General features: G+C 52.0%; 8 protein-coding genes, 1 tRNA gene and 1 pseudogene. 5 read left to right on the plus strand and 5 right to left on the minus strand.

Annotation, left to right across the window (positions count from 1 at the left end; genetic code table 11):
* Positions 1-226 precede the first annotated feature (226 nt).
* Both QT222_RS09465 and QT222_RS09470 read left to right on the plus strand, forming a co-directional pair.
* Positions 227-499 (plus strand): MarR family transcriptional regulator, encoded by a 273-nt coding sequence (locus tag QT222_RS09465; protein WP_491477021.1) that lies wholly within the window; start codon positions 227-229, stop codon positions 497-499.
* Between the two features lie 121 nt (positions 500-620).
* Positions 621-2,141, plus strand: coding sequence for a hypothetical protein (locus QT222_RS09470; protein WP_491477022.1), 1,521 nt, complete (start codon positions 621-623; stop codon positions 2,139-2,141).
* 27 nt (positions 2,142-2,168) lie between these two features.
* On the opposite strand, the gene QT222_RS09475 is transcribed toward QT222_RS09470, so the two are convergent.
* The 4 genes from QT222_RS09475 to QT222_RS09490 all read right to left on the minus strand — a co-directional run bounded on the left by QT222_RS09475 (position 2,169) and on the right by QT222_RS09490 (position 4,382).
* Positions 2,169-2,966 (minus strand): DUF7961 domain-containing protein, encoded by a 798-nt coding sequence (locus QT222_RS09475; RefSeq protein WP_491477023.1) that lies wholly within the window; start codon positions 2,964-2,966, stop codon positions 2,169-2,171.
* A 36-nt stretch (positions 2,967-3,002) separates the two neighbouring features.
* Positions 3,003-3,542, minus strand: a complete 540-nt coding sequence (locus QT222_RS09480) for a hypothetical protein (RefSeq protein WP_491477024.1) — start codon at positions 3,540-3,542, stop codon at positions 3,003-3,005.
* A gap of 363 nt (positions 3,543-3,905) precedes the next feature.
* The gene (locus QT222_RS09485; protein ID WP_491477025.1) at positions 3,906-4,121 is read right to left on the minus strand and encodes a hypothetical protein; all 216 of its coding nucleotides are present in this window, start codon (positions 4,119-4,121) and stop codon (positions 3,906-3,908) included.
* Between the two features lie 186 nt (positions 4,122-4,307).
* Positions 4,308-4,382 (minus strand) — tRNA-Arg (locus QT222_RS09490).
* 94 nt (positions 4,383-4,476) lie between these two features.
* On the opposite strand from QT222_RS09490, the gene QT222_RS09495 reads away from it, so the two are divergent.
* From QT222_RS09495 to QT222_RS09505, 3 genes are all read left to right on the plus strand, one after another.
* Entirely contained in the window at positions 4,477-5,331 is an 855-nt protein-coding gene (locus tag QT222_RS09495) for a geranylgeranylglycerol-phosphate geranylgeranyltransferase (protein WP_491477026.1), read from the plus strand.
* Positions 5,332-5,514: 183 nt separating this feature from the next.
* Positions 5,515-6,126 carry an RAD55 family ATPase gene (locus tag QT222_RS09500; RefSeq protein ID WP_004056953.1) on the plus strand — a complete coding sequence of 204 codons (612 nt, stop codon included), beginning with the start codon at positions 5,515-5,517 and terminating at the stop codon, positions 6,124-6,126.
* 74 nt (positions 6,127-6,200) lie between these two features.
* On the plus strand, positions 6,201-6,623 hold the full coding sequence (locus QT222_RS09505) for a CoA-binding protein (RefSeq protein WP_004056952.1): 423 nt from the start codon (positions 6,201-6,203) through the stop codon (positions 6,621-6,623).
* A gap of 80 nt (positions 6,624-6,703) precedes the next feature.
* Here QT222_RS09505 and QT222_RS09510 read toward each other — a convergent pair.
* Positions 6,704-6,920, minus strand: a pseudogene (locus QT222_RS09510) (cysteine synthase); the annotation flags it as partial.

Below are 6,920 nucleotides of genomic sequence, written 5' to 3' on the forward strand. Positions count from 1 at the left end.
AAAACGCAACACTCGACCAATAAAACCAAAATGACAATATAATAAAAGAAAGATAGTAATTCACCCGACATAAGTCGGGCTTTGGTTCCCAATTGTGTACTATATGCTAGGTTTTTGGGGTCGTTCCGGTAGGGCGCTCCCCAGTTGGGGGTGCTTCTCGTCTAATTCTCAGTGATTGCTCGCCCGACGTGTTTCCAGAAGATGAGGTCACGAGCGTTCCCTCCGTTTGCGTACTCGCCTCGCTTCGTTCCTCATGCGCCCGCGCGTCGGGTGGATGAACCAGACTGACGACCAGGTACTGGAGCTTTTAGACGAATCTGACCTGATTCTCTTGCCTGCTGTCGTTGTGATGTACCTCGATTATACTCGGAACTGGGGTTCTCGCCGAATGAGCAAACTCAGCAAAGTCGGGGTGATTGAAGAGGTCGAGCGAGGGTACTATCGGATTTCTTCGAAGGGTCGCGCCTATCTCTCCGGGGAGATCGACGTAGCCGTGTAGAGAATAGCGAGTGAGGGGGCACCCATTACCCTTACCCGTAAAGGGGGCGGGTGGATGGGTGGCTGCATATGGGTCCAGGCAAATTATTTTATTGACAAGGTGTTGAAATAGGGACAGGAGAATGGTTTCAAGAGTAACTCTTACTGACGAAGAAATTGATAATCTTGAAGAGTATTTTGTTCAATTAGATATCGCACGACCACTCTTATTCTATCACCAGACATCACAAAGAGCACTCCGTTCAGCTAAAAAATGGGAAAGTGCGCGCCGATATCTCGTTGGCTTAGAGAGATATACTGTGTCGAGAGAACTTTCTAGTGTTATTTTAGACGTTGGTTTTCATCTCATTCTCAGTCATTCTGCAGTAGAATATCTCCTCGGGTTGGCGATAGTAAACGAATCAAATATTGATGCGCGTGAAATCTTGCCTAAAAATAGCAACCAATCAAAGCTAAATTCAATAGATGTGTCTTCTAAAAGAGCTATTCTTGAAATGGTTGGTTTCGACATCGAAGGGTTCGGGAGTTATACGGACTTAAGAAACAAACTAGCTCATGATTTTAGAATTGGTGACCGGTTTTTCAGGGACAAAAACAAGTCCAAAATAGTGGCTGATGTTGAATCCGCAGTTGAGGAGGTCAACAAACTTTGTCAGATGGTCTATGAAATGCCATTGGCCGAAGTCGCAGAAGAGGTTCACCAAACAATAGAGTTAGGAACTCGAGGACCTGTCGAGGAGATTGCTACTGGTCGGCTTGTCCACGACCTTGATCGACGAAACGTTGATAAGGCATTCGCAGATGAGGTTTCTGCTGAAGAAATAGAATCAGAGCTACAGGAGAGAGGATATTACTGGGAAGAGGGGGAACTTAGCGATCACCACTACTATCCACATGTTGATGCTAGATCCCCTACACATGAATTTCCCTTAGCTCAAATTGACTCAGTCCAATCTACTTCTGGTCTAAGTAAAAATAAATCCACGAAAGTCATTGTCGATTTTTCAACTAGAAGTATACCAGAGTGGGGCTATGTTCCGTTTAAATGGAGTGTCGTCGTCACAATTGAAGATACAATTATCAGAGAAATCACAGGGGACGAATTTCGTGACTTGCCAGATAACAAGCAAGGGAATAGCGTTGTGTTTGATCTTCAGGTTAACTCGTTGTCTAACACACCAAAGATATCTACGGAAGTCTATCTACTAATCCGAACCGGAAAAGCACATTTCGTAGACGTTGTTGAAAACGAGTTGACCAATCTTGACTGGGCATTGTCTGGACTACGCTCGGCTAGTGTGGATTTTAAGATAGCCGAAATGAAACTCCAGTCTTATCAAGATACACAAAAGACAGCCTCTTTTGAGCAGGGTGTTCGAAATGTCAAATTCGACTCAGTTAGTGAAGAAACACTATACACTATAGTTGATTCATGGATTGATTCTGGCTTAAACAAGCTCAGACGAGTTCAGTTAGCTGTAGACGGGTTTAATGAGGAATATGCACTTCCTCCTGAAAACGAATACAGTATTGATCCGGAATTTCTTGAAAGAGTCAGTAATGGCAAAAACAAAGAATATTTTGAGAGAATCATTTTGTTGGGTGCGACGTCAGAGTCTATGATTGATGACTTAAAAGGGTAGAATCTCTTTCCAGATACGTGAGGGAGACTATGTTTCCTCGGCAAACTCCAAATTCGAGTGCTTGTACGTGTAGAGCTTGATATTCTGGTCGTAGCAGTACGACGCGTACAGCGCCGGGTTGATGTCGCGCCACTCGCCCGGTCCTTCATCCAAACTGGACGGGAACGCGACACTAACAGCCTCACCGTCCATCTCCTGTCCGTACGCGCCGGTGTTCTTCTCAGGGGGAAGTACCTCCACGACGACCGCGACAGACGCATCGTCGTCACCCTTCTTTTTCACGCGGTCACCGGGCGAGAACGGATTCTCCGGCTTCTGGTTCATGTACGCCGTGTTCGGTCCGAGGTCGATGATTTCGTTCATCGGCCGCGCCGCGAGGTGGTCCAGTTTCTCGGGTTCCTCACCGGAATACTTCTCTTGGGACGCCGCTTTCGATTTCAGCGTCTCGACGCGCTCCCAGCCGAGCATGATGAGACTGTCCTCCTTGTCCCGGTGCCAGACCATCACGATGATGTCGTCATCCGGGTCGTTGTCGAGGAGGGTTTCGGGGAGGAACGAAGATACGTCGCGCGAGGTCTTCACGTCGACCTCGTAGCCGAACACTTCGAAATCGTACGACGAGAAACTCTCCGGGTTGCACCGCCGCATCGCTTCTTCGTTTTTCCACTCCCAGAGGTCGACAGGGAGGTATTCGCGGCAGAACTGCTCGAACGCGAGTTCTCCGAGGTTCCCGATTCGCTTTACGTCGAGGTTCTTTCGGTCCTGAACCTTCGCCTGGTGGTTGGCGCGTTCGTAGTCGATCTCAGATGGGGTGTAGCAGTACACTGGTTAGTGGTGGAAATGTAGGAAATTCAATCTTTCTCAAGGACCAATATAGCTATACAGCCCCCGCTCGTGCTTTTTTATCAGCTTCTTGTCAACCAAATTGTTTAGTGCGTTGTGTACGGTACCGGGAGAAAGGTCAGAAATTGGACGGTTAGATTTAATTTCACTGGTAGTGACTCTATCAGTATGAGCTGATTCTACTATACGGACAATTTCCATTTCCGTATCTGAGAAGCCTTTCGCGCGGGCATATCTGTGGTGCTCGTACATCATCTTCCATAGGTCATGGATGTCAAGGAAAAATCCTTCAACGTATTTTTTCCCGTCGGGTCCTGTACGAGTTGTTACGTCTTCGATTGGAGTTAATGTATCTGAACTATACTTTCCTTCTCCCGCTCTTATTGTCCCCGAGGTCAGGTTGCCAATTTGCTCTCTTGAGAGTTCTCTATTATAAGGAATAACATAAGTACAATTATCATTTAGTCTTGACCTGTCTTCTTCTTCGTCCGAATTTAGCAATCTTACCGCTTCTTGAATGTTAGGAACATCAGATATCGGGCATGTTACCTTTGGCATATATGAGACATTACTCGCCACAATTAAAATAGTAATCGTCTATTTCGACCTTGAATCGTTAGATTTGACTAATAGTTCTTTTAGTTGAGTTTTAGTCGCTACTATTGAATTGTAATACGTCGAGATTGAAATTTATTAGCAAATATACCCACTATCAGAGTATGTCCACGATTCTCATACTGGGACTGATGTCATTGGTATTAGTATTGGTGTTTGGCATCATATACAAAATAATTAAGAAGGATTGGTCAAGTCTGAACCTCGAACTCCGAATAAGTCGTCTTTTTAAATTTGGGATGTCAGTTGATAGAGAACCTGACGAGTGAACTCTACGACACAAAGACAAACACTCGCATGTCCGTATCACCCTCGTGGCTGTGAACTTTTGAGGATTATTTGGAACTCCTCCCAGTCCTCGAACTGTTCCTGAAACAGGTCACTCGGCAGGTTCCACGCCCACGGCGCGGCGTCGTCCGGGTCGTACGTTTCCAACATCGGTTCGAGATTCACCAGCGAGCCGCCGAACAACTCACCATCAAGTGAGTCTGAATCGGCGTCCCAGTCGCGGTAGAACGTCACTTCGTCCTGTTTCTCCTTGTAGAACGACAGCGTCGAGAACCGAGTGACAGGTCTCTGCCCTCCAGAATACGGACCTCAAAAAGGCGCTGCAGGATTATGAACTTCACTCGCAACGCTTCGCGTTGCTCGCTAGTTCAAATCCTTCGCGTAGATGATTCTCTGCTCACGTTGTTCGCGGAAGAATCATGGGCGCTGCAGGATTTGAACCCACGGCAACTTGGTCCGAAGCCAAGCACTCTGTCCAGACTGAGCTAAGCGCCCTACACAACTTCGTCTGTCGCGGATTGTTTTAAATGGATTGATTCACGACGGCGACTCCGCGCGTTTTATACCTGCACTCCATACAGTACCCGGTATGTCTCTCGGAGCACGGGCGCGCGGGTTCGTCGAACTCACCCGACCGGGAAACGCCATCGCCGCGGGCGTCCTCACCTTCACCGGGGCGTTCGTCGCCGGGGCGTCGCTCGGTGATACGCTCGTCGTCGTCGCTGCTATCCTCGCGACCGTGTTCGCCACGGGCGCGGGCAACGCGGTCAACGACTACTTCGACCGCGATATCGACCGAATAAATCGTCCGGACCGGCCTATTCCCCGCGGCGCGGTCACCGCCGCGGAAGCCAAGTGGTTCAGCATCGCCCTCTTCGGCGGTGCTGTCGTGTCGGCACTCGTGTTACCGCTCGTCGCCATCGGCATCGCGGTGGTGAACCTTGTCGCGCTGCTCGCCTACACGGAGTTCTTCAAGGGCCTCCCGGGCGTCGGAAACATCGTCGTCGCCGCGCTCACGGGCTCGACGTTCCTCTTCGGTGGCGCAGCTATCGGCAAACCGCTCGGGGCGCTCGTCTTGTGCCTCCTCGCCGCGCTGGCGACGCTGACCCGCGAAATCGTCAAAGACGTAGAGGACATCGCCGGTGACAAAAAAGAGGGCCTTCGAACACTCCCAATCGTCGTTGGTGAGCAAACGTCGCTGTGGCTCGGTGTTGGCGTCCTCGTCGTCGCCGTTGCCGCGAGTGCGGTGCCGTTCATCCGTGGCGCGTTCGGCTTAGCGTACCTTGGGCTGGTCGTCCCCGCCGACGTCGTGATGCTCGTGGCGGCCGCACGGTCGTTCGAGCATCCGGGCGTGGCTCAACGCCGGCTCAAACACGGGATGTTTCTGGCTGCGTTCGCGTTCATCGTCGGCCGAGCCTCGTCGCTCGCAGGAGTCACACTATGACGATACTGCACGAACATGGGGTAGGGTTCTCTGAAGAATACCCTGAGAAGGTGAACATCCGATCCTCCAATCAAAAAGAATATTACCAGTTCACCGTATGGTCGTACTATCCGATGACTCCCGGCGAGCGGAAGCGTCATGCGATTGTATCCCTCGGAGTCGACAGTGAGCCGAGGTACTCGCATGTATAATCTGGGTGCAGACCTCGACGTTGAGGTCGAACCGGGGACGAATCTTCTCATTAGCGGCCCGCCGCTAACTGGTAAGCGGTCGCTGGCGCTCGATATCCTCGAAGAAGGGACCCGAACCGGCGAAGGTGCAATCATCGTCACGACGAAAGACGGTGCAGACCGCATCCTCAAGGACTTCGGGAAACGGGTCGACTACGAGCAGAATCCAGTCTCCGCCATCGACTGCGTCACCAAACAGCAGGGTGTCGGCGACGTTCGCGACGACGAGCGAATCAAGTACACGTCGTCGCCGGTGGATATGACGGGAATCGGAATCAAGCTCTCCGAGGTACTCCAGGAGTTCTACCAAGATCGCGGGCTAGAGCAAAACCGCATCGTCCTCCATTCGCTGTCGACGCTCCTGATGTACGCCGACCTCCAGACGGTATTCCGGTTCCTCCACGTCTTCACGGGCCGTATCCAAAGTGTGGGCGGTCTCGGCCTATTCGTTATCGACGCCGACGCCCACGACGACCGAACGATGAACACCATCAAACAGCTGTTCGACGGCATTATCACGACTCACGAAGACGCTGCGCCCGATATCCGCCTCGCGGACCACTAACGGAATCATCGCTGACTGCACTGCCGGTGCACGCTCGCACGGAGTTTTTACCCACAGGTCGTCTCCACACAGATATGCCCATCACGAGCGACGACGAACTGCGCACGCTGTTCGACTACGAAACCATCGCGGTTGTCGGCTGTTCGGCGACGCCCGGCAAGGCGGCCCACGACATCCCCGAATACATGCAGCGCCACGGCTATCGCGTGATTCCAGTCAACCCATTCCAAGACGAAATCCTCGGCGAGAAGGCGTACGACTCCCTTGCCGATGTCGAAGAAGACATCGACATCGTCGACGTGTTTCGCCCGTCTTCCGAGGCGGGCGGCATCGTTGACGACGCTATCGAGCGCGCAAACGAGCGCGGCGATATCAAAGCAGTCTGGCTCCAACTTGGCATCCGCGACGACGAGGCCGCAACGCGTGCCGAAGGAGCGGGTCTCGATTTCGTGCAGGACAAGTGCTACAAGAACGAGCACTCGCGGCTCATTGACTGAGCAGAACGTCCGAAGAGAGGGTGGAAACGAGGTCAACTCGTGACCGGTAACACACCCAGAACCGAGTTACTGCAGTTTCGTTAGCCTTCCCAGGACTCGAAGTCGCCGTAAATGCCCTTCGAGAGGTATCGCTCCGAGGAGTCGGGGAACACAGTCACGACGGAATCGTACGGGAGGTCGATTTCACCGGCGGCGGCGCGTTCGGCCACGTCGAGCGCGGCGAGAGAGGTCGCGGCCGCACTCGGAGCGACGAGGGGAACTTCCTCCGAGGGGAGGCGGTGGATCTGGGGGGGGCCG

It is taken from the genome of Haloferax sp. s1 (genome assembly GCF_058382125.1).